The organism is Nocardia sp. PE-7 (assembly GCF_030486425.1).
Taxonomy (GTDB): domain Bacteria; phylum Actinomycetota; class Actinomycetes; order Mycobacteriales; family Mycobacteriaceae; genus Nocardia; species Nocardia salmonicida_A.
Map to the genome: position 1 here is coordinate 336,010 of NZ_CP129614.1, position 21,281 is coordinate 357,290.

General features: G+C 68.3%; 20 protein-coding genes. 12 read left to right on the forward strand and 8 right to left on the reverse strand.

Annotation, left to right across the window (positions count from 1 at the left end; genetic code table 11):
* Positions 1-300: 300 nt before the first annotated feature.
* The 4 genes from QX204_RS01690 to QX204_RS01705 all read left to right on the forward strand — a co-directional run bounded on the left by QX204_RS01690 (position 301) and on the right by QX204_RS01705 (position 5,407).
* Positions 301-4,032, forward strand: coding sequence for a sensor histidine kinase (locus QX204_RS01690; RefSeq protein ID WP_301904864.1), 3,732 nt, complete (start codon positions 301-303; stop codon positions 4,030-4,032).
* Entirely contained in the window at positions 4,029-4,442 is a 414-nt protein-coding gene (locus tag QX204_RS01695; RefSeq protein ID WP_011207200.1) for a roadblock/LC7 domain-containing protein, read from the forward strand. Before QX204_RS01690 ends, QX204_RS01695 begins: the two co-directional genes overlap by 4 nt.
* Positions 4,443-4,449: 7 nt before the next feature.
* Complete coding sequence (locus tag QX204_RS01700) at positions 4,450-4,824, forward strand: DUF742 domain-containing protein (protein ID WP_056818578.1); 375 nt, start codon at positions 4,450-4,452, stop codon at positions 4,822-4,824.
* 88 nt (positions 4,825-4,912) lie between these two features.
* Positions 4,913-5,407, forward strand: a complete 495-nt coding sequence (locus QX204_RS01705) for a GTP-binding protein (protein ID WP_228537035.1) — start codon at positions 4,913-4,915, stop codon at positions 5,405-5,407.
* Between the two features lie 60 nt (positions 5,408-5,467).
* Here QX204_RS01705 and QX204_RS01710 read toward each other — a convergent pair whose 3' ends face one another.
* Entirely contained in the window at positions 5,468-6,001 is a 534-nt protein-coding gene (locus tag QX204_RS01710; RefSeq protein WP_301904865.1) for a hypothetical protein, read from the reverse strand.
* The gene (locus tag QX204_RS01715; protein WP_101464495.1) at positions 5,998-6,276 is read right to left on the reverse strand and encodes a helix-turn-helix transcriptional regulator; all 279 of its coding nucleotides are present in this window, start codon (positions 6,274-6,276) and stop codon (positions 5,998-6,000) included. The genes QX204_RS01710 and QX204_RS01715 overlap by 4 nt, the downstream gene beginning before the upstream one ends.
* 106 nt (positions 6,277-6,382) lie before the next feature.
* On the opposite strand from QX204_RS01715, the gene QX204_RS01720 reads away from it, so the two are divergent.
* Both QX204_RS01720 and QX204_RS01725 read left to right on the forward strand, forming a co-directional pair.
* Positions 6,383-7,894, forward strand: a complete 1,512-nt coding sequence (locus QX204_RS01720; protein ID WP_301908225.1) for a carboxyl transferase domain-containing protein — start codon at positions 6,383-6,385, stop codon at positions 7,892-7,894.
* A gap of 101 nt (positions 7,895-7,995) precedes the next feature.
* A complete protein-coding gene (locus tag QX204_RS01725) occupies positions 7,996-8,850 on the forward strand; it encodes an aldo/keto reductase (RefSeq protein WP_301904866.1) in 855 nt (284 codons plus the stop codon).
* On the opposite strand, the gene QX204_RS01730 is transcribed toward QX204_RS01725, so the two are convergent.
* Positions 8,831-9,958, reverse strand: a complete 1,128-nt coding sequence (locus tag QX204_RS01730; protein ID WP_301904867.1) for an NAD(P)-binding domain-containing protein — start codon at positions 9,956-9,958, stop codon at positions 8,831-8,833. The two genes, QX204_RS01725 and QX204_RS01730, sit on opposite strands and share 20 nt — an antisense overlap.
* Before the next feature lie 91 nt (positions 9,959-10,049).
* Here QX204_RS01730 and QX204_RS01735 point away from each other — a divergent pair, with 91 nt between their 5' ends.
* The 5 genes from QX204_RS01735 to QX204_RS01755 all read left to right on the forward strand — a co-directional run bounded on the left by QX204_RS01735 (position 10,050) and on the right by QX204_RS01755 (position 14,747).
* Complete coding sequence (locus tag QX204_RS01735) at positions 10,050-10,778, forward strand: enoyl-CoA hydratase (protein WP_301904868.1); 729 nt, start codon at positions 10,050-10,052, stop codon at positions 10,776-10,778.
* Complete coding sequence (locus QX204_RS01740; protein WP_301904869.1) at positions 10,778-11,911, forward strand: MBL fold metallo-hydrolase; 1,134 nt, start codon at positions 10,778-10,780, stop codon at positions 11,909-11,911. The genes QX204_RS01735 and QX204_RS01740 overlap by 1 nt, the downstream gene beginning before the upstream one ends.
* 27 nt (positions 11,912-11,938) lie before the next feature.
* A complete protein-coding gene (locus QX204_RS01745) occupies positions 11,939-12,184 on the forward strand; it encodes an antitoxin (RefSeq protein ID WP_301904870.1) in 246 nt (81 codons plus the stop codon).
* A 50-nt stretch (positions 12,185-12,234) separates the two neighbouring features.
* Complete coding sequence (locus tag QX204_RS01750) at positions 12,235-14,493, forward strand: ATP-dependent DNA ligase (protein WP_301904871.1); 2,259 nt, start codon at positions 12,235-12,237, stop codon at positions 14,491-14,493.
* Positions 14,494-14,567: 74 nt separating this feature from the next.
* Positions 14,568-14,747 (forward strand): antitoxin, encoded by a 180-nt coding sequence (locus QX204_RS01755; protein ID WP_301904872.1) that lies wholly within the window; start codon positions 14,568-14,570, stop codon positions 14,745-14,747.
* Between the two features lie 63 nt (positions 14,748-14,810).
* Here the strand turns inward: QX204_RS01755 and QX204_RS01760 are convergent, their stop codons facing one another.
* The 5 genes from QX204_RS01760 to QX204_RS01780 all read right to left on the reverse strand — a co-directional run bounded on the left by QX204_RS01760 (position 14,811) and on the right by QX204_RS01780 (position 20,193).
* On the reverse strand, positions 14,811-15,452 hold the full coding sequence (locus QX204_RS01760; protein ID WP_301904873.1) for a cysteine hydrolase family protein: 642 nt from the start codon (positions 15,450-15,452) through the stop codon (positions 14,811-14,813).
* A 51-nt stretch (positions 15,453-15,503) separates the two neighbouring features.
* Complete coding sequence (locus tag QX204_RS01765; protein WP_301904874.1) at positions 15,504-16,160, reverse strand: DUF8020 domain-containing protein; 657 nt, start codon at positions 16,158-16,160, stop codon at positions 15,504-15,506.
* A 160-nt stretch (positions 16,161-16,320) separates the two neighbouring features.
* Positions 16,321-17,061 carry an energy-coupling factor transporter transmembrane component T family protein gene (locus QX204_RS01770; RefSeq protein ID WP_301904875.1) on the reverse strand — a complete coding sequence of 247 codons (741 nt, stop codon included), beginning with the start codon at positions 17,059-17,061 and terminating at the stop codon, positions 16,321-16,323.
* Positions 17,058-19,118, reverse strand: coding sequence for an ABC transporter ATP-binding protein (locus QX204_RS01775; RefSeq protein ID WP_301908226.1), 2,061 nt, complete (start codon positions 19,116-19,118; stop codon positions 17,058-17,060). Before QX204_RS01775 ends, QX204_RS01770 begins: the two co-directional genes overlap by 4 nt.
* Before the next feature lie 154 nt (positions 19,119-19,272).
* The gene (locus QX204_RS01780; protein ID WP_301904876.1) at positions 19,273-20,193 is read right to left on the reverse strand and encodes a DMT family transporter; all 921 of its coding nucleotides are present in this window, start codon (positions 20,191-20,193) and stop codon (positions 19,273-19,275) included.
* Positions 20,194-20,277: 84 nt separating this feature from the next.
* Here QX204_RS01780 and QX204_RS01785 point away from each other — a divergent pair, with 84 nt between their 5' ends.
* Entirely contained in the window at positions 20,278-21,228 is a 951-nt protein-coding gene (locus tag QX204_RS01785; RefSeq protein ID WP_301904877.1) for a LysR family transcriptional regulator, read from the forward strand.
* Positions 21,229-21,281: the final 53 nt, after the last annotated feature.

The following is a 21,281-nucleotide window of genomic DNA, read 5'->3' on the forward strand; positions in this document are numbered from 1 at the left end:
CGCTTCGATGCCCGCTCGATAGATCCAGATGATTGTGGCAGACTTCACGCGACACCCGAGGGGGTGCCGCGACCTTTGGTTTTGCCTACAACAGGCTGGTCATGGAGCGGACCTCGACCGGGAGTCAGCCAAGAAGTTATTGATCCGTTAGAATCCGATGTCACTTATTCGGGCAGTCGTAGACGCAATTTCTCGGCCAGCCGTAGTTCTCGGCCAGCAGCCACTGGCGAGCCACCATCGCGCCTGTGGAGGTTCGCCTCAGGCGTACGGTACGAGGCCAGTTTGGAAAGTGAGTGGGAGATGCGTGACGCCGCTAGGTCCGGCAGTAAACGCTGGGCGCTCGGCAACTGGGACCTGCGTTGGAAGGTTACGGCCGTACTTGCCGTGCCACTCGCGGTCGCGGTCGGGCTCGGCGTGTCGAGAATTACCTCGGAGTTCTCGGAAGCCAACCGGCTGTCGAGCATCAATGAGCAGATCGACACGATTCCTTCGGTCACCGCGCTGAGCGCGAGCACCGCGAAGGTCGCAGGCAGCCAGATGGTGCCCGCAGGCCCCGGAATCAGCTTGGTCACCGAGAAGGACCTCACCGAGCTCGACGCCGCCATCGCCTCGGCCGAAGTCGCCCACGGCAAGTTGATCGATCTGCCGAAGGCACACTCCGCGCTGGAACGGATGATCACGCAGGCCAAGACGGTGCGTGGGCAGGGCACGGCGCTGACCACGTCGGCCGAGCCCGCGCTGGCCTCGGTCGAGCAGATGCGTAAGGAAAGCGTCGACATCGTCGAGACGACCGTGGCGCAGGTGAGCGACCCGGTGATGGATACGGCCAAGCTGCGCCTGGTCGACTCGCTCAACACCCGCTCGCTCCTCGTCGACGAGCTCGCCGGGCTCTCCGAGATGCTGCGTGGTCTGCCGACCGGATCGCAGAATTTCCTCACCGGCGTCAGCACCGAGAACCACCTGCTCGAAGTGCTCGCCATCCGCTTCCCGGCCGGTGACCGGGTCATCGCCGACCTGAAGGCACAGGCCGACGTCCGGAAGAACCTGATCAGCAGTCCCGAAGTGCAGGCAGGCAAGTTGCCCGTCAGCGACCTGCGCACTTCGCTGTACACCAGCCTCATCGGCTACGAGGGCGTCGTCAACGAGGCCACCAAGGCGATCGAGTCCGCGATGGACGAGCTGGCAGGCGCTGCCGCCACCGGCGCCTGGACCTATACCGCGGTCGTCATCGCGACGATCCTGGCCGCGCTCCTGCTCGCCGTGTTCGTCGCCCGCTCGATGATCGTGCCGCTGCACCGCCTTCGGCTGGCCGCGCTGCGCGTCGCCGAGTCCGATCTTCCGCACGAGGTCGCCCAGCTCCGCAACGGTGCCGCGCCCGAGGACGTGCCGCTCGAGCCGATGCCGGTGCGCTCCGACGAGGAGATCGGCCAGCTCGCCCGCGCCGTCGACGATATCCACGGTCAGGCGCTGCGCCTTGCCAGCGATCAGGCGCAGATGCGTTCACAGGTCAACGACATGTTCGAGACCCTGGCCCGGCGCTCCAAGTCGCTCGTCGACCATCAGCTCACCCTCATCGAGGCGATGGAGTACGACGAGAAGGACCCGCGCCTGCTCGAGAACCTCTTCCGGCTCGACCACCTCGCCGCGCGCATGCGCCGTAACGGCGACAACCTGCTGATTCTCGCCGGTACCAAACAGCGCCGGACGAAGTCGGCTCCGGTCGAGATCGCCGACGTGCTGCGCGCCGCGATCTCCGAGGTCGAGGACTACGAGCGGGTCAAGCTCGGCGCCACGCCGCGCGGCTCGCTGGTCGAACCGGCCGCCTCCGACATGGCGCACCTGTTCGCCGAGTTGCTCGACAACGCGCTGCGGGCCTCTCCGCCCGAGACCGACGTCAAGTTCACCTTCGCCCAGGCCCACGACCAGGGTCTGCTGATCGAGGTCGCCGACCGCGGTATCGGTATGCCGCCCGCGGAGATGTCGGAGATCAACCACCGGCTCGGGCAGACCGCGGAGCCCGGTCCCGACACCGCCCGTCACATGGGTCTGTTCGTGGTGGGCCGACTAGCCGAGCGCCACGGTCTCACCGTGCGACTCCGCCCGACCTTCGATACCGCCCGCGATCCCGGCGTCACCGTCACCGTGCACGTGCCGGTCGGCCTGATCGTCTCGGGTGCGGGCGGCACCGTGATCCCGCCGCAGCAGTTGCAGAAGCAGCAGCCGAGTCCGCAGACGCCGCCCCAGCAGCAGAACCCGCAGCAGCAGCCGAGCACCATGCAGACCCGCGCGATCACCCGTACCCCGGGTGGCAACGTGATGGTCACCGTGGATCCCGGCGTCAGCGGGCCGACCCCGGCGGGTGCCGGTGGCGGATTGCCGCAGCGTCAGCCGGGTAACTCGATGGCTTCGGGCGCGGCTCAGGACGCGACCGAGCAGTCGTCGCCGTCGCTGCGCCCGCCCGCGCCGGGACAGGCGAACGTGCCGCAGCGCGGCAAGCTCGCCGCGGCGAATCTGCCCAAGCGCAATCTGGCGCCGGGTGGACCGCCGCGTCCGCCCGCCGGGCCGGGTCAGCAGGGTCCGGCCGAGCAGAAGCCCGGTGGGTCGCCGCAGGCCGGTGGTGGATTGCCGCAGCGCCAGCCGGGTGCCAACGGTGCGCCGTCGCGCGAATCCGCGCAGCCGCAGGTGCAGTCGCCGCGTGATTCGGCACCGCCCCAGCGCGATCCGGCACAGACGCAGCGGGGGAGCACCCCCGGTGGTCTGCCGCAGCGTTCGCCGGGCGCCAACGGCGCCCCGCAGCGTGATCCTTCGGTCGGGCTGCCACAGCGCGACCAGGCGCCGCGGCCGCCGCAGCGTGAGCAGACCGGCGGTCTGCCGCAGCGTGACCCGTCGACCGGTCTGCCGCAGCGCGAGCCGACCGGTGGTCTGCCGCAGCGTGATCCGGCAACGGGTCTGCCGCAGCGTGAGCCCGCGAGTGCGCAGCGTGATCCGTCGCAGTCGACCGGATTGCCGCAGCGTGGTCAGGCGAGCGCCGCACCGCAGCGTGACTCCACGCCGCCGCAGCGTGATCCGTCGACCGGCCTTCCGCAGCGAGGCAATCCCGCGGGCGGTCTGCCGCAGCGCGATCCCGCGCCGCGTCTGCCGGGCCGGGATCAGTCCGGTGGTCTGCCCAGGCTCGATCAGACCGGTGGTCTGCCGCAGCGTGAGCCGACCGGTGGTCTGCCGCAGCGTGATCCGGCCAACGGTCTGCCGCAGCGTGAGCCGACCGGCGGTCTGCCCCAACGTGATCCGGCCAACGGCCTGCCACAGCGGGCCCAGCCCGCCCGTCCGGCCAACGGTCTGCCGCAGCGCGCAACCCCTGCGCCGCAGCAGGATCCGGCCGACAACGGTCTGCCACAGCGTGCCCCGGCCGCGGGTCAACCGCAGCGGGAAGCGCCCAACGGACTGCCCCAACGTGCGGCTGCGCCGAATGGGCTGCCGCAGCGCGATCCCGGGGCTACTGTTGTACCGCAGGCGAACGCCGGGCCAGGAGTGGCTCTGCCGCAACGGGATCGGGACCCTGCGGGGCCGGATAACGCTGCGTCGGCAGGGCGTGATCCGGGTCGGCACAGCTTCCGGTCCAATCCGGTCAAGGCTGCGTCGTTCTTCCAGACCAGGTTGCAGCCGGCACCGGAAGGTGATTCCGTGATGGGCGGAACACCGATCTTCGCGGAGATGATGTCGTCGTGGCTCACGGACGAGAATTCCGACCGGAACCAGATGGCCGCGTCCTTCGAATCACCCGGTGATGACGGCTGGGAGGCTGCTCGCGCGGCGAGCGAAGCCCAGTCCGAAGTGCGTACCGCCGCCGGCTTGCCTCAGCGCAGTCCGGGCGGGAGGCTTGTGCCGGGTGGTGTGAGCGGCGCCGCCGATCGCACTCCGCAGCAACGCGATCCCGCCACGATCCGCAACAGCCTGAGTCGTCACCAGCAGGGCGTCCGGGATGGCCGCGCAATGAAGGCAATGAACCTAACCGGAGATAAAGGAGACCGATGAACCCCGATCTAGGTGGTACGAACCGTCAGCTGGATTGGCTGGTTTCGAACTTCGCCAACGAGGTTCCTGGCGTAGCCCATGCCGTCCTGGTCTCGGCTGACGGACTGTTGATGGCCGCGAGCGCTCAGCTCCCGGTAGACCGCGCCGAGCAGCTCTCCGCTGTGACCGCCGGACTGGCAAGCCTGTCCGTCGGCGTGTCGAATCTGTTCGAAGGCGGTACGGTACTCCAGTCCGTCGTCGAGATGGAGCACGGATACCTGCTGCTCATGGCAGTCGGCGACGGCTCATATCTAGCGGTCCTGACCAACACCTCGTGTGACATCGGTCAGGTCGGCTACGAAATGGCACTTCTGGTCGAGCGCGTTGGCCAGACGGTCCAGGCCACGCCTCGCGTCACGATGGGTTCCTGATGGTGGGATGGACATAGACGATCACCGCATGGGGAGCGCCGAGCCCAGCCTCGTTCGCCCATACTCCTTGACTGCCGGCCGAACCAGGCCGGCGGTCGAGTTGGCGCTGGAGGCACTCGTAGCATCGCATCCGGTCGCCATGGAGCGGCAGTACGAACTGAACAACCTCGAAACGTCCATCGTGGAGTTGTGCAGGCAATCGCCGTCCGTTGCCGAGATAGCTGCCCAGCTGTACATCCCGATCGGGGTGGCCCGGGTACTCGTAGCCGACCTGATCGAGGCCGGTCATGTCCGGGTTTCGGCAACTTTGAAAGACGATTCCAGCGACGATGAACGTCGCGAGCTGATCGAAAGGGTTCTCAGTGGACTCCGGCGTATTTGATTCGACGGCGCAGGTCGACACCCGCACGGCCAAGCCGACTTCGGCGAAGATTGTGGTCGCCGGCGGCTTCGGCGTGGGTAAGACCACGATGGTCGGCGCGGTGTCGGAGATCGTTCCGCTGCGCACCGAGGCGTTGGTCACCAACGCCAGTACCGGAATCGACAACCTGACCGGTATTCCGCAGAAATCGACCACCACGGTGGCGATGGACTTCGGTCGCATCAGCCTCGCCGACGACCTGGTCCTGTACCTGTTCGGTACGCCGGGCCAGTATCGGTTCTGGTTCATGTGGGACGACCTGATCCGCGGCGCCATCGGCGCCGTGGTGTTGGTCGACACCCGCAGGCTCGAAGACAGCTTCGCCGCTGTCGACTACTTCGAGGCCCGCGGGCTGCCGTTCCTGGTGGCGCTCAACGAGTTCGACGACGCGCCGAAGTACCCGCTCGAGGACATCCGCCAGGCCCTCGCGGTTCCCGCCGACGTGCCGATCATGTCGATCGACGCCCGTCGCCGGGAACCGGCCAAGCAGGCCCTGGTCGCCTTGACCGAGTACGCGTTGCGCAAGGTCATGCAGGGCTACTGACGTGAGACGGGGCTGCCGCGATGAAGGCCGCAGCCCCGCCCTCGTTCGAGCCGTGCTCGTTCAGGACTCAGGTTCGGGATCGGGCCGGGTCCAGCCGAGGATCATCGCCGGTGCACAGCCGCCTGCCATGATCGTGGCCAGCATCATCAGTCCGCCCGCGTAGGCGATGCTGTAGGCGTCGGTCTTCGGTGAGAACGCGCTGCCGAAAATCAGGTACGCCAGCGGCGGTATGGTCAGCGACTGAGTGAGCGCGAGCCCCGCCGAACGCGCCTTGTTGCGTTCGGTGATCTCCAGTTCGTCGAGCATCTGGTCGGGTGCGTGGTCCTGCCCGCCCGACACGATTCGCAACATCGTCCAGCTGGGTAGCAACAGCAGCGCCGAGACGAGCGCGATCACGGGCGCGCCGGGTAGGTCCAGCGCGCGGATCACCCCCGCGCCCGCGAGCCCGAGCAGTGCGATCGTCACGACGATGACAAGAATCCGCCGCCGACGCAGCGGTCGCCAGCTTCTCAGCATCCCCGAGGTCTGCTGCTCCTGGGCCAGCCAGCGCCGGACGCGGTAATTCTGGTAGCGGTCGATGAGCGTGCTGGTCATGGCATCTCGCCTTTCGTGCGTGGGTAGAGCTCGGCCGACAACGGCCCGAATTCCTTGCGGGAGAACACGACTTCGATCGGCAGCGCGAACACATCGCAGATGCGCATCGCCAGATCGAGGCTCGGATAGTGATCGCCACGTTCGAGCGCGCCGATCGTCTGGACATTGACGTTGACGGCTTCGGCAAGCGCCGCCCTGCTCATCCGATGCTCCGCGCGCAACACGGCAATGCGATTGAAGATCGGCAGGGTTTCCCCTCGTCTGACTGGGCTCACCTAACAAAGTGTTGTAAAAACACAACAGAAAGTCAAGGTGTTGCAACGCGACGTCGCGATTGTGTGAGCTACTCGAACCCGGTCCGGCTACGCTCACAGCGTGCATATGTCGGCCGATGACCTGCTCGAACAGTTGCTCGACGCGGACTCTTTCGTGAGCTGGGATCGTGCGCCGATCGAGCCCGCGATGTCGCCGCGCTATCGGCAGGAGCTCGTCGCCGCGGCCGAACGGGCGGGTACCGATGAGGCGGTGTTGACGGGGGAGGGGTTGTTGCGGGGGCGCCGGGTCGCGGTGATCGCCTGTGAATTCGCGTTTCTGGCCGGGTCGATCGGGGTTGCCGCGTCGGAGCGGATCGTGCGCGCGGTCGAGCGCGCTACCGAACTCGGGCTGCCGTTGATCGCCTCGCCGACCTCCGGCGGCACCCGGATGCAGGAGGGGACAGTCGCTTTCGTGCAGATGGTGAAGATCGCGGGCGCGGTGGCCGTGCACAAGGCGGCGGGGCATCCGTATCTGGTGTACCTGCGCGATCCGACGATGGGCGGGGTGTTCGCGTCGTGGGGGTCGTTGGGACACATCACCTTCGCCGCGCCCGGCGCGCTCATCGGATTCCTCGGGCCGCGCGTGTACGAGGCGTTGTACGGCAGGGCTTTTCCGCCCGGCGTGCAGATCGCGGAGAACCTCTATCGCAACGGTGTGATCGACGGAGTGGTGACGGTGGAGATCTTTCGCCGCATCGCGCACCGGGCGATGAGCGTCGCGGGCGGAGCCGTGGTTCCGGTGACGACCGAGCCGGGTTGGGCTGCGCCGGTGCGTAGTCCGGCGACGCCGCCGAATCCGACCGCGAGCGCCTGGGATTCGGTGCTCAGCTCGCGCAGGCCCGGCAGACCGGGCATCCGGGATCTGCTTCGCCATACGACGCAACGGGTTCCGCTCAGCGGCACCGGTCGGGGCGAGTCCGATCGCACGGTGCTGCTCGCCCTCGCCCGCTTCGCCGGACAACCGTGCGTGGTCTTCGGACACGACCGATCCGGCCAGGAGGGCGAGCGCACCATGGGCCCGGCCGCCCTGCGCGAGGCGCGGCGCGCGATGGTCCTGGCGCGTGAATTGCGTTTGCCGCTGGTGCTTGTCATCGATACCGTCGGCGCTGCGCTGTCCAAGGAAGCCGAGGAACGCGGCCTCGCCCCCGAAATCGCCCGCTGCCTGGCCGATCTCGTCACCCTCGACACCCCGACGGTCTCCGTGCTGCTCGGTCAGGGCACCGGCGGCGGCGCGCTCGCGCTGTTGCCCGCCGACCGGGTGCTCGCCGCCAGGCACGGCTGGCTCGCCCCGCTGCCGCCGGAAGGCGCGAGCGCCATCGTGTTCCGCGATACCACGCACGCGCCGGAAATGGCTGCGGCGCAAGGCATCAGATCGGCGGATCTGCTCGAAGACGGTGTGGTGGACCAGATTGTCGAGGAGTACCCCGACGCCGCCGACGAACCCGTCGCCTTCGCCCGCCGCACGGTCCTCGCGATCGCCGCCGAACTGGCCGCGCTGCGCGCCTACGAGCCCGCTGAACTGCGCACGATACGGCAGGCCCGGTACCGGCGAATCGGACTTGCCGGAGGCGGGTACTGAGCCGGGGGTGCTCTCCTGACCAGCGCCCCGCTTCGAGCGAGGGGGAAACACGCCACGCGCCGTCGTTGACGCCACACCGAACCACTTCTACCTTCGAGAGGGTGACCTTCCGCAGCGAGAGCAGCCCTGTCCCCACCATCGTGCTCAATGACGGGAACGTGATCCCACAGCTCGGCTTCGGTGTGTTCCAGGTGCCCGCGGAAGACGTCACCGGGGTGGTGGCCGAGGCGTTGAAGGTCGGCTACCGCAGCATCGATACGGCCGCGGTCTACGGAAACGAGGAAGGCGTAGGCCGCGCCGTCGGTGAATCGGGGATTCCCCGCGACGAACTCTTCATCACCACCAAGCTGTGGAACGCCGACCAGGGCTACGACAGCACCCTGCGCGCCTTCGATGCCAGCATGCAGCGGCTCGGCCTGGACTATCTCGACCTGTATCTGATCCACTGGCCGGTCCCGTCCGCCGGCCGCTACGTCGACACGTTCCGCGCGTTCCAGGCGCTCAAGGCGCAGGGCCGGATCGGCTCGATCGGTGTCTCCAACTTCCGGGTGATCGATCTGGAGACCCTGATCGCCGACGCGGGCGAGGTGCCCACGGTGAACCAGATCGAATTGCATCCCACCCTTGCCCAGCGTGACCTGCGCCAGTACGACGCCAATCACGCGATCGCCACCGAGGCGTGGAGCCCACTCGGGCAGGGCACGCTGCTCGACAACCCGACCATCGTCGGCATCGCGAAGGAACTCGACCGCACGCCCGCGCAGGTCATCATCCGGTGGCACCTGCAGCTGGGCAATATCGTCATCCCGAAGTCGGTCACGCCGTCGCGGATCGCCGAGAACTTCGACGTGTTCACCTTCGAGCTCGATGCCGAGGCGATGGAGTCGATCAGCCGCCTCGACGCGGGCAAGCGGGTCGGCGGCGATCCGGCGACGTTCAGCGTCGGTCTGGACTGATCCCGAGGTAGTCGGTCAGTTCACGCGCCGCTGCCCGGCCCGCCCGGTTGGCGCCGATCGTGCTGGCCGAGGGGCCGTAGCCGATGAGATGGATGCGCGGGTCGACGGCCACCTGGGTCGCCAATCGCCCGGTCATGGTGATCCCGCCGCCGGGGCCGCGCAGCCGCAGCGGCGCCAGGTGATCCAGTGAGCTGCGGAAACCGGTCGCCCACAGGATGACGTCGGCGGCCTGGAAACTGCCGTCGGCCCATCGCACGCCGGTGGGCTCGATCCGCTCGAACATCGGCAACCGCCGCAGCACACCCCGCTCGCGCGCGGCCCGTATTCGCTCGTCGAGCGGCAGTCCGGTCACCGATACGACCGAGCCGGGCGGGAGCCCCGCGCGTACCCGGTCCTCGACCAGGGCCACGGCGTCGCGCCCGTCCTGCTCGGCGAACGGCGTTTCCCGCCACCGGGGCTCCGACCTGGTCACCCATGTGGTGGAACTCACGAGCGAGATCTCGTCGAGCAACTGCACCGCCGAGATTCCCCCACCGACGACGACCACGTGCTCGCCCGCGAACTCGTCGGCCGTGCGGTAATCGCGGGTGTGCAGTTGGCGGCCCGCGAAGGTTTCGGCGCCCGGATAGCGGGGGATGAACGGATGCTCCCAGGTGCCGGTGGCGTTGATCAGCCCCCGCACACGCAGGGTGCCCGCCCCCTCGGTTTCGACGTGCAGTACCTCGCCGCGGCCCGCGCAGCTCTTGCCGTCAGCGGTCCGATCGCACACTACTTTCACCGTCACCTGGCGTTGAACCCGCAGTTCGAAGCGCTTTTCGTAGAGCTCGTAATAGTGCGGCACGGCTGTGGCCGCTCGCGCCGACTCCGACCCCGCGGGCAGTGTCTCGGCGAAGGACATCCCCGGCAGATCGTGCACGCGGTTCACCGTCGTCAGCGTCAGCGACGGCCACCGGAATTGCCAGGCGCCCCCCGGCCCCGGTGCGTGGTCGACGATGCGGAAATCGCGTTCGGGCGCCAGCCCCAGCTTGCGCAGGTGGTAACCGGCGGACAGCCCCGCCTGACCCGCGCCGATCACCAGGATGTCCGGGGCAGAATAGTCATCGACCACAGCGGTCGATGCTATCGCCTTGCGGGGCGTTGTCGGCGGGCTGTGGCAGAGTGTGAACATCCACGAAATCCGCTGATTCTGGGGAGGATGCATGCTCGGCGTGACTCGCGATGGTGATGTGGTCACCATCGAATTGCAGCGCGAGGAACGGCGCAACGCGCTCAACGACGACCTGGTCGGCCAGTTGCGCGCCGCGGTACTCGACGCGGTGGCACAAGGTGCGCGTGCCATCGTGCTCACCGGCCGCGGGCCGATCTTCAGCGCGGGCGCCGATCTGTCGGGGGTGTACTCGGAGTCGTTTCTCGGCGGCCTGCTCGACATGCTGCACACCATCGAATCCGTTCCGGTTCCGGTGATCTCGGCGATCAACGGCGGCGCGCTCGGCGCGGGTGTGCAGCTGGCGCTGGCCTCGGACCTGCGGGTGATCGAGCCCGACGCGTACATCGCGGTGCCCGCGGCCAAGCTCGGCATCTCGGTGGATCGCTGGACGGTGTCGCGGCTGGCGGCCCTGATCGGCGGCGGACCCGCCCGCACCATCCTGCTCGGCGCCGAATCGGTGTCCGCCGCGGACGCCTACGCCTACGGCTTCGCCAACAAGCTGGGCACGCTCGCCGATGCCAAGGACTGGGCCAAGTCCATCGCGGCGCTCGCGCCGCTGTCGCTGCAAGCCATGAAACTGATGCTCAACGATGACGGCACCGGCGACCCGGCGAGCGAGCAGCAGCGGGCCGCGCTGGAAGCCGCGTGGAGCAGCGACGATGCGAAAGAGGGCCGCCTGGCCCGACAGGAGAAGCGTCCGGCGAAGTTCGTGGGCCGCTGATGCGCATCACACGCCTGGCGGGTTCGGTGGCGAGCACCTTCGGTCTCGCCTGGGTGGCACGCGCGGTCTGGGGTCTGCCGACCTCGATCGGCGCGAGTCCGTCGGCGATCGCGCCGACCGCGATCGGCAAGTCCTCCTACCGCGACGGCCGTTTCCACAACACCGAGCCGAGCTCCATGCTCGCCGCCGGCGCCGCACCGTCGCTGATCTGGTCGGGGCTCACCAAGGGCAGTATCGGTCGCCCGGCGAACCCTGTTCCGCTGGTCACCCCCGCCGTTCCGGAGCAGGCCGCCGACCTCGCGGTCACCTGGTACGGGCATGCGAGCGCGCTGGTCGAACTCGACGGCTACCGTGTGCTGGCCGACCCGGTGTGGAGCGAACGGGTCTCCCCGTCCCCGGTGGTCGGCCCAGCCCGTCTGCACCCGGTCCCCGGTGAGCTGTCGCAGGTGCCGCAGGTCGACGCGGTGATCATCTCCCATGATCACTACGACCACCTCGACAAAGCCACCGTCGACGAGCTCGTCCGCACCCAGCTCGCGCCGTTCGTCGTGCCCACCGGCATCGGCGCGCACCTGCGCCAGTGGGGCGTGCCCGAATACCGGATCATCGAGCTCGACTGGGGTGGCTCGGTCTCGCTCGGCCATGACGCCGATGATCGCGGGCTCACCATCACCTGTGCCGAGGCCAGGCATTTCTCCGGTCGCGGCCTGGTTCGCAACACCACGCTGTGGGCGTCGTGGGCGCTGGCGGGTCCGACCAAGCGGGTCTACTTCGGCGGCGACACCGGCTACACGAAGGCGTTTTCCCAGGCGGGCGCGGTGCTCGGCCCCTTCGATCTCACACTGCTGCCCATCGGCGCCTACGACGAGCGCTGGACCGATGTGCACATGAACCCCGAAGAGGCGGTGCGCGCGCACGCCGACCTGTGCCTGGGCGACGCTTCCTACGGCCTGCTGGTCCCGATCCACTGGGCCACGTTCAATCTGGCTTTCCACGGTTGGTCCGAACCGGTCCGGCGCTTTGTGTCGGCCGCCGCCGATGCGGGTACTCCGGTGGTAGTGCCCAAGCCGGGCCAGAGGGTGGTTCCGAATGACCTCCCACCACGGGATTCGTGGTGGGAAGATGTGGAATGACCTTCCTCGCGAAAGGAACATCGACAGATGAGTCTCGTGGATACCTTGAAGGGCTTGCTCGGTAAGGGCAAGGTAGCGGTCGAACAGAACGCCGACAAGATCAATGAGGCGGTCGACAAGGCCGGCACCTTCATCGATGACAAAACCAAGGGCAAGTACAGCGACAAGATCGAGAAGGGCAAGGACGCGGCCAAGAAGGTCGTGCCCCCGCAGGCAGGTCCCGGCACTGCCCCCGGCGGCCCCGCTCCGACAGATCCGGGACCCAAGGCCTGATTCGGCGCGCGGGGACCGTCTAGACGGTCCCCGCTGCTCCGATCACGTCGATGGTCCGCCGGGAATTTCGGGGCGCACCGGGTGAACCGGACATCGAGGTTGAGCTCAGCAACCTCGACAAGGTGCTGTACCCGGAGACCGGCACCACGAAAGGCGAAGTGATCGCCTACTATTCGGCGATCACCGCGGCGGCGCTGCCCCATCTCGTCGGCCGCCCGGTCACCAGGAAACGGTGGCCCAACGGCGTCGACCATTCCGATTTCTTCGAGAAGAACCTGCCCGAGCACGCGCCCGCGTGGATCCACCGCGCCGCGATCGAGCATTCCAGCCGCCGGGTGGTGTACCCGCTGATCGATTCCGAGGCGGGCATGGCCTGGCTCGCACAGCAGGCGGCGCTGGAAATCCATGTGCCGCAATGGCGTTTCGACGCGAACGACCGCGGCCCGGCCACCAGGATCGTGTTCGATCTCGACCCCGGTACCGGCGCCGGGCTGGCCGAATGCGCGCGGGTGGCGCTGGCGGTGCGGGAGATGGTCGCCGATATCGGCCTGCGGGCGTTCCCGGTGACCAGCGGTAGCAAGGGAATTCACGTCTACGTGCCGCTGGATCGGCCGCTGAGTTCGCGCGGCGCGTCCACCGTAGCCAAGCAGGTGGCCGCCAATCTCGAAGCGCTGCACCCGGATCTGGTGACGGCGACCATGGCGAAGGTGGCCCGCAAAGGCAAGGTGTTCCTGGACTGGAGCCAGAACAACGCGGCCAAGACCACGATCGCGCCCTACTCGCTGCGTGGTCGCGCCGAACCCAATGCGGCCGCCCCGCGCGCCTGGGCCGAGATCGAAGACGCGGATACGTTGCGTCAGTTGCGGTTCGACGAGGTACTCGCCCGCTGGAAAGCCGACGGCGACCTGCTGGCCGATCTCGATCCGCCACTGCCCGCCCGCCCCGACTCGCTCACCAAGTACCGCAGCATGCGCGACCCGAAGCGCACGCCCGAGCCGGTCCCCGAGGCCACGCCGGAACCGGGCCCCGGCAATCGCTTCGTCATCCAGGAACATCACGCCCGTCGCCTGCACTGGGACGTGCGCCTCGAGCACGATGGCGTCCTCGCCTCCTGGGCGGTGCCGAAGGGCCCGCCGACGGAACCGAAACACAATCGCCTTGCCGTGCGCACCGAGGATCATCCGCTCGAATACCTGCACTTTCACGGTGAGATTCCCCAGGGCGAATACGGCGCGGGGGAGATGACAATCTGGGATTCGGGCACCTATGTCACCGAGAAGTGGCGCTCCGACGAGGTGATCGTCGAACTCGACGGAGAGCGGGTGTCCGGCCGCTACGCGTTCATCCAGACCAAGGGCGACCAGTGGCTCATGCACCTGATGCGCGATCAGGTACGTCGAGAACCCATGGTGGACAAGGGTTTGCCGCGCGACTTGTCGCCGATGCTGGCCACCGCGGGTGATGTCGAATCGCTGACCTCCACCGACTGGGCCTTCGAAACCAAGTGGGACGGCTTCCGGGTGATCGTCGAGATCGACGACGGCGCGGTCACTGTCCGCAGTCGCGCGGGCAACACGGTGACCGCCCGGTATCCGCGCCTGGCCGTTGTCGGTGAGGAGCTGGCCGGGCACCAGGTAGTGCTGGACGGCGAGGCGGTGGTGTTCGATGAGGCCGGTCTCTCGGATATCTCCGCGCTGCAAGCGGATTCGGCCCGTGCGGTGTTCGTCGCGTTCGACGTGCTCTACCTCGACGGCACCTCCCTGCTGCGCAAGAAGTACACCGACCGCCGCGCCGTGCTCGAGGCGCTGGGCAAGCTGTCGCCGTCGATGAATGTCACCGCGCTGCTGGGTGGTTCGGGGGCCGAGGCGATGAAGGCCAGTCGCGAGCAGGGGCAGGAAGGGGTCGTCGCCAAGCGGCTGGAATCGGTGTACCAGCCGGGCAAGCGCAGCCAGACCTGGCTCAAACAGCGCAACTGGCGTTCGCGCGAGGTGGTGGTCGGCGGGTGGCGGCGGAGCGACAAGCGGCCGTTCAAGTCGCTGCTGCTAGGAATGCCGCACGAGAACGGCCTCATCTACGTGGGCCGGGTGGGTACCGGATTCGGTGACGAACAGGCGCGTCGGATCGCCGCCGAGCTGGCCGGGCTGCGGCGCGCGACGTCACCGTTCGCCAACGAGATGACTGCCGACGAACGCCATGACGCGCAATGGGTCGCCCCCGAGCTCACCGGCACGGTCCGCTTCCAGGCCTGGACCGACACCGGACGGCTATGGCACCCCGTGTGGGACGGTGTGACTAGTTCGCCACGATGATGCTCACCGCGAAATCTGCGATGTTGCTACGGTAATCGAGTTGTACCCGGTGTCGAATCAACGAGGAGTACGCGGTGGATTTCAAGAACCTGGCCGGCAAGGCGATGGACCTGGCCGCCCAGCATGCGGACAAGGTCGACAGCGTCATCGACAAGGCCGGTGACGTGGTGGACGAGAAGACCGGCGGCAAGTTCAGCGGCCAGGTGGATTCCGCCCAGGACGCGGCCAAGAACGCCCTGCGCGAGAAGGCCTGATTGTCTCGGCGGGCCGATGATCACCGGCCCGCCGAACCCGCACGCTGACTGTTTGCCGTGCTGTCAGTTCCCGGCCATCAGGCCGGAGATCGTCTCGATATCGGTGACCAGTGCGTTGCCCTGGAACGCGAAGTCGTCGTAGGCGCGCGCGATCGCTTCCTTGTCGCGACCGCCGCAGGCGTCAGCGATCACCACGGGCACGAAACCCAGATCGGTGGAATGGGTGACGGTGGGCGCAATCCCGATTTCGAGCGCGACCCCGGCGATGGCGTAGGAGCCGATCTTCAGATCGCGCAGCAGACTGGCGAGCGGTGTGCCCTCGAACGCCGACATCGACATCTTGTCGAAGACCAGCTCGTCCTCGCGCGGCACCAGCTCCGGCACCAGCTCGAACGCGGGCGTATCGCGTTGCAGGATGAAGGCCACATCGTCGACGGACTCGGCGTTCTGCCAGCTCATCAGGAGCCGCATCCCGTACACGCCGGTCAGTCGCCGCGGCGGGAAGAAGTGCCGCAGGAAGATCACCGGATAGCCGCCGCGCCGGGCGGCTTCGACCACGCGCACGACACGCTCGGTGATCTCCTGCCCGTCGGGCAGCTGGCCGAGGACGCCGACCTGCATGTCGTAGACGATCAGCGCCATCCGGTCGGGCGCGCACAGATCGCCGAGGGTTTCGGGAATGTCGAGTCCGTTTCCTTGTCGCACCGACGCCAGTGTAGGCGTCGGTGCGACGGAGGAATCAGACTGTGGCGCAGACTATTTGGTCTGCGTTGCCCACTGAGTGGTGCCTGCCGGTGCCTGCAGGGTGTTGATCAGATCCATGCCGGCGATGACCAGCGCGGGTCCACCGACAACGAGCGTGCCGATGATGCCGCCGACGGAGGCGCCGGTGACGAAGCCCGGAATCGCGCCGACGCCGGGGATGAGAAGACCGCCGACGACCAGGCCGATCACCGCGCCGAGGCCCATGCCGACGAAGCTGCCGACGGCGGTGGCCAGACCGAAGCTCGACGCGAAGTTCGCCTGTGCCGCGTAGTTCTCGGCGGGCGAGGCGACCGGCGTGAGGTTGGGCTTCGCCGCGGCGACGTCCTTCACCGCGGTCAGCTCGAGTACGTGACCTTCTTCGCGAACCGTATGCGGCAGCGGGTATTCGAACTTGCCGTCGCGGACCGACAGCGGCAGCGAAACCAGGGTGGCGCCCGCTTCGTCGCGGATGTCGACCGCGCCACCGGTGACGGTGAAGGTGCCGTGCGTCAGGGTGGTGATGAGGGTGTTGCCGACGACCTCGGTGCGGTACTCGACGTCCGGCGTCACCGGGTCGGCACCGGCTACACCGGTTCCCACCAGTGCGGCAGCGAGCATCGGGATGGCGGCCGCGGCGATCTTGCGGATGATCATATGAACATTTCCCATCTGGAGTTCATCAGGCGTGAGTGTTCGAACAAGCGCCGTGGCGTGTTTTCCCCGAGAAAGCTCGTGACCGGCGCGTGAAGCTGCCTAGCTCGATTTTCGTGACGAACCATATCTCGCCATAGGGTTTCGGGGCAGTGAATTCGGGGTATTGCGAAGTGCCTCATCCGATGATGTTGCTGAGCAGCACCGCTCCCGCACAGACCGCGACCACGAGGGTGAGGGCGATCGCGTCCCGACGGTGCGGTGCGCTCGGGTGCGCTGTCAGCATCCCCGTGCCGCCCCGGGCGGTGATCGCCTCGCCGAGCTCGCCCGCGCGCCGCGACGACACCGCCATGCACGCGGTGAGGATGTCGATGAGCGGGTTGTCGGCGGCGCGGTGCAGCAGGTTGTCCTTGGGTCGCAACTTGCGCGCGGCGCGCAGTACCCGGATCTCATCCAACAGCAGCGGCAATCCGCGCAGCGTCAGCGCCACCACGACGGCCCACTCGTCGATGGGTAGCCGCAATTTCCGCAGCGGCGCACCGAGTTTGGCGAGTGCGGGGGCGATCTCGCCCATCGGGGTGGTGAAGGCGATCAGGAACGAGGCGGCCACCAGGACCAGTCCGAACACGAAGATCTGGATGTAGCCGAGCACCGCCTTCATCCCGATCGGCGCGTTGATCAGACCGCCGAGCACGACAAGTCCCCAGAACCACCACGGCAGTCGGGGAATCGCACCGAGCGGCAGCCGCGCGAGCACCCAGATGAGGACCAGGAAGGCCGTGATCACGCCGAGTACCGGCCAGGACGGCAGGAACATCAGCAGCAGGCTGATCAGGAACGCCGCGATCATCTTCGTGCCTGCCCACAGGCGGTGCACGACGCTGTCGACCGGTACTTCACGCAGCAGCACGGTGCTCATGGGGTGGTGCCTTTCGGTGCGCTGGTGTGGGCCGTCGCGCCTTCGTCGCCGCGACGGCCGAGGGGCAGACCGGCCACGAAGGCCGATTTCTCCAGTGCGCGTTCGGTTCTCGGGATCGCGTGGCCGTCGGCCGAGACCACGACGCCGCCGTCCAGGTGCACCGTGCGGTCGCAGACCATGGACATCTCGGCGACGTCGTGGGAGATGATGACCAATGTCAGACCCGAATCCCGCAGCCGGGCAAGCAGTTCCACGATCTCGGCGCGACCCTGCGGATCCAGGCCCGCCAATGGTTCGTCGAGGACCACCACCTGCGGACGACTCGCCACCATGGCGGCCAGGACCACCCGCTTGGCCTGCCCGCCGCTGAGTTCCTCGACGGAACGAGCGGCGAGACGGCGATCCAGGCCCACCGCGTCCAGCGCCTGTCCTACCGCGCCCGACCCGGTCGCCCGTCCACCCCAGTCGGCGATCTCGGCGCCGACGGTCTGCTTCTGTAGTTGCAACCGGGAGTGCTGGAAGGCCAGCGCGACCCCGCCGACCTGCTTGTCGACCGCGGTGCCGCGCAGTTCGCAGCGTCCCGAGCTCGGCGCGATCAGGCCCGCGATGATCCAGGCCAGCGTCGACTTGCCCGATCCGTTGCCGCCGACGATCAGGAGGGCCTCGCCTTTGTGGACCGACAGGTCGACGCCGTGCAGGGCAGGCGCCTCCCACGGCGTGCCGCGGTTGTAGGTGTGGTGTACGTCGGCGAGTTCGAGCACGGGAGCGCCCATCGGCCTGCGGCGCTGGTCGCGGGCGGGGTGTGGCCAGCTCGCGAGGTGGTCGACCATGCGTCCGCCGGCGAGGTGGATCACCCGGTCGGCGGCGGTCGCGTCGGCCTCGTGGTGGGTCACCAGGACGACGGCGGTGCCGTGTCGGCGCGGGAGTTCGGCCAGCAACGCGACGAGTTCGCGGCGGCCGTCGGGGTCGATCATCGAGGTGGCCTCGTCGGCGATGAGCAGGGCCGGGCGGCGGGCGAGCGCGGCGGCCACGGCCAGGCGCTGTTGCTGGCCGCCGGAGAGGGTGGCGGTTTCGCGGGCGCCCATATCGGCGAGGCCGACCTCGGCGAGCAGCGCGTCGACGTCGACCTCGGCGGCCGATTCGGCCGACAGTCCCCACACGACGTCGTCGGCGACCGAGACGCCGAGAGTCTGGCTCTCGGGACGTTGCAGGACCAGCGCGGTCCCACCGAGCGCGCCGAGACCCGCCGAGCCAGGGCGGTCCACCGCGCCCGATGTCGGCGGCCTGCCTGCCAGGACTCTGGTCAGCGTCGACTTGCCGGATCCGTTGTGACCGACGACGGCGACGAACTCGCCCGGCCGGATGGTGAGATCGATATCGGCCAACGCATCGATATCGGTGCCCTCGTACCGGTAGCCGACCCCGTGCAGAGACACCGGCAGCGGCCCCACCGGCCGATCGTCGCGCGGCGCGTCGAGCCGGTCGCTGCCCGGCAGCCAGGCCAGTCGATCGAGTACCGCCCCGAGAACGAACCAGGAGATCACCGTGCTGACCAGCACGCCGAGCGCCACTGTGGCGCCGATGTAGATCCACCACCAGCGCAGCACCACGTCGACGGTCTCGGCGGCCATGCGGCCGAGCGGCTCCAGCGCGGGCGCCCGGCCCGCCAGATTCTCGATGCCCTTGGCGGTGTTGCGGAACGCCTCGAAGAACAGGTCCCTGGTGCGCGAGAAGATCAGCAGGCTGCCGACGGAGAACAGTCCCCAGCCCACGCCCGCGATGACGCCGAGAGCGAGCACCGCGGGGAATCCGCCGCCACGGCGCTTCACCGTTCCGATGATTCCGGCCATGGTGGCCGCGCCCATGACGCCGAGCGCGGGCATCACACCGGCGGCCACGAAGGTGACCAGCGTCGCCGCGATAGTGGCGGTGACCAGCGCTCGCAATCGATACCGCTGGGCGAGCAGGCCCAAGGGCACTGCCGCGACGAGTTGAAGGGCGGCAGCCATGGGAACCAGTGAGCCGACGGTGATGAGGCCGACGGTGAGTCCGGCCATCACCGCGCCGCTTGCCAGTTCGATCGGGCGCAGGGGACCGCTGGGCAGACCCGCGGGCTTGTCTCTCACGTGTCCAGTCTGCCAGGGGGCCGCGGTTGCGGGTGTGGGGCTGATGTGGAGGTTGTGTGGGTTTGCCGACGGACGGCAGCGGCGGCTACCGATACGCCGGGGCCGCGTCGTCCTGGTGTATCGGTGCGGTCCGCGGGCGCCGGTGGAACATACTCGGCCGCAAACGGGCGATCGCGACGCCGGTCAGGCACAGTGCGCCGCCGAGCAGTGCGGTGGGAGTGGGGACCTCGGCGAGGAAGATCCACGACATCACGATGGCGAGCGCGGGGACGGCGTAGCTCGATGACGCGGTCACTCCCGCGGGGGTGTGCGCGAGGGCGTAGGCCCACAGCAGGAAGGCGAGGGCGGTCGAGACCAGGCCCAGGTAGACCACGCCCACGGTGGCGGAGAGGGGTGCTTGGGCCAGTTCGTGCGCCATTTTCGGTGCCCACGGCAGCAAGACGACGGCACCGGCCACCGCGCCGAGGGCCGTCGCGGTCAGCGGGTCGGTGGAGCGCAGGACGAGTTTCTGTGCCACCACGCTGATCCCGTAGAGCAGGGCGGCGGCAATCGCGAGCAGCACGCCGACGCGGTCGCGCTGCCCCGGTCCGGTGAACGCGATGATCGCGGCGCCGCTGAAGCTGACGGCGATGCCCACGACGAGCAGCGGCGGGAAGCCTTCGTTCAGGAACAACCCCGCCAGCACCGCGACCACGATGGGCGCGATATTCACCAGGAGTGCGGTGGTGCCCGCGTCGAGATGTTGTTCGGCGGCGTTCACCAGCACCGTGTAGAGCCCGAACCACAGTGCGCCGTAGGTCATCGTGAGCCACAGCGCCAGGCCGCGCGGCATCCGGCCGCCGCGAAACGCCAGCACCAGCACCAGCACGATCGCGCCGACGAGCAGTCGTCCTGACGCCATCGCCGCGGGCGAGACGTAGGGCGCGATGCCGCGGATGATCACGAACGACGATGCCCAGGCCAGCATCACGGCGACCAGGGCGAGAGCGGGCAGGTGTGACTTCATTCCTCTACGGTGGACCCGTGAAGAGGTAAGCACAAGCGGGTATTCGCCATCTAATATTCAGTAGAACTGAATCGAGGAGTTCCCATGATCGACACGCACCGCTTGATGATCTTCCGTTCGGTGGTCGCGACCGGTTCGGTGGCCGCGGCGGCGGCCACGCTGGGCTACTCCCCGTCGGCGATCTCCCAGCACCTCACCGCGCTTCAGCGGGAAACCGGTTTGCGGTTGCTGGAACGGGTGGGTCGTGGCGTGGAGCCGACCCCGGCGGGGCGGGTGATCGCGGGCGAGGCCGCCAAGGTGCTCGACGAGTTGACCGCGCTCGGGTCGACGGTGTCGGACCTGCGCGCGGGCAAGTCCGCCCGGCTCACGATCAACTCGTTCAGTTCGGCGGGCACCAACTGGATGCCCGACGTGGTCGCCACCCTCACCCACGAATTCCCCGACACCAGGGTCCGGCTCCGGATCGTCGACGAACTGGCCGCGACGGCGGACAACCGACCCGACATCGCCCTCACGGTGCGCCTCGGCAAACCCACCCAGGTCTCCGGCTACACCCATCGCGACCTGATCACCGAGCCGTACGTGGTGGTGGTCCCCGCCGACCACGAGCTCGCGGCACGCACCACCGTCGACGTCGCCGAACTCGAGCAGTACCGCTGGATCGACAACGACACCAGCCACGGACCCTGCCGGCAGGCGATGCTGAATGCCTGTGCCGCAGCGGGTTTCACCCCCCGATTCGTGGTGGAGACCACCGACTACCCGTCCGCGCTGCGATTCGTGGCGCGCGGCGTCGGCATCACCGTCGTCCCTCGCCTCGGCGCCACGGACCTGCCTCCCGGTGCCCGCGCGCTGGAGCTGACCAACCCGACTCCGCGTCGCACGATCTGCGCGCACATCAAGGACTCCGAGTCCTACAATCCAGTCGTCCTCCGAACGATGGAGTTGCTCGATGAACTGGCTGTTCAACCGCACGGCGGCCTCGTGACACCGTCGGCCGAGGGCGCACAGTCGAGCCCACGGACGACGCGCTGACGTCGCGGAAAGGCGGAACAGTGCCCGGTGGAGTCCGGTCCGAGCGGTATCGG